A 1273-nucleotide genomic window follows, 5' to 3' on the forward strand; every position below is an offset into this window, starting at 1 on the left:
GTTGTCGTTTCACGGGTCGGGAAAGTTTGAAGATGTGACGGGGAAACGGCCATTGGGGCCATAACGAGGGCAGGGCAGTGGAGCGCAGGTTTCAGGGCGAGAGCCTGAACAAGGTGGACGGAAAGGGCCGAATTTCGATTCCGGTCAAGTTTCGCCGTGTGCTTGCCAATTCCGATGCCAAGGCCACGGCGGGCGCGTCTCCGCGCCTTTATATTGCCTATGGCGACAAATCGAAGAATTACCTTGAATGTCTGTCTGGTGACGCCTTCGACCAAATTGACGCGATGATCCGCCGCGCGCCCTTGGGCACGCCTGTGCGCCGCGCCTTGGAATTTCTTTACTATCAGAAATGTGATGAAACCACCGTGGATGACACGGGCCGTTTGGTTCTGCCTCAAGCCGCGCGCGACAAGATCGCGCTTGCCGACGAGGCGCTGTTCCAAGGCATGGGGGACAAGTTTCACATCCTCAACCCAAGCGATGCAAAAGACGCTGAGGCGCAAATTGATGCGTTGATTGACAGTCTTGCCCAAGGTGACGAGTTCTTTGATCCGCTGTCCCTCGTGGCTGGTGGTGTCGGAGCGATGGATCATGACGGGGGCGTATGATCATGGCGGCGGCCAAGCTCAACGAACCCGCGAGGGCAGAGGGGCCGCATATCCCTGTTCTATTGGATCGGATCTTGGCCGAGATCGCACCCGTGTCTGGGGACTGGCTCGATGGAACTTTCGGCGCTGGTGGCTACGCCCGTGGCTTGCTTGATCGGGGGGCGGCATCGGTGATTGGTGTCGACCGCGATCCTCTGGCGCTTGAGATGGCCGAAGCGTGGCGCGCTCAATATGGTGACCGTTTGAAATTGGTTGCGGGCGAGTTTGGCGCTCTTGATGATCATGCCCGTTCTGTGGGCTATGATGCGCTTGACGGTGTTGTGTTGGATCTGGGCGTTTCGTCTATGCAGCTTGATTTGGCTGAACGTGGCTTTTCATTCATGCGTGACGGCCCGCTTGATATGCGCATGAGCCAATCAGGGATGTCCGCCCAAGATCTGGTGAACGAGGCGCCCGAGGCGCATTTGGCCGATATTTTGTATCATTACGGCGAAGAACGCGCCGCACGGCGCATTGCCCGCGCGATTGTCGCCGCCCGCAAAGGCGCGCGCATCACCACCACTGTCGCCCTTGCCAAAATCGTTGAGGGCTGCCTACCGCGCCCCAAACCCAATCAAAGCCACCCCGCAACGCGCAGCTTTCAGGCCTTGCGCATCGCGGTGAAT

The 1273-nt window shown here is 58.8% G+C and carries 2 protein-coding genes; both read left to right on the top strand.

Features of this window, described 5'->3' with window-relative positions; translation table 11 throughout:
• The first annotated feature begins 77 nt into the window (after positions 1-77).
• The gene (locus ACR0B3_RS24020; RefSeq protein WP_317655233.1) at positions 78-608 is read left to right on the top strand and encodes a division/cell wall cluster transcriptional repressor MraZ; all 531 of its coding nucleotides are present in this window, start codon (positions 78-80) and stop codon (positions 606-608) included.
• Between the two features lie 2 nt (positions 609-610).
• A partial coding sequence (gene rsmH / locus ACR0B3_RS24025; protein ID WP_480811241.1) for a 16S rRNA (cytosine(1402)-N(4))-methyltransferase RsmH occupies positions 611-1273 on the top strand: 663 nt, incomplete at its 3' end.

The sequence above is a fragment of the Ruegeria sp. CE9 genome, from assembly GCF_056537425.1.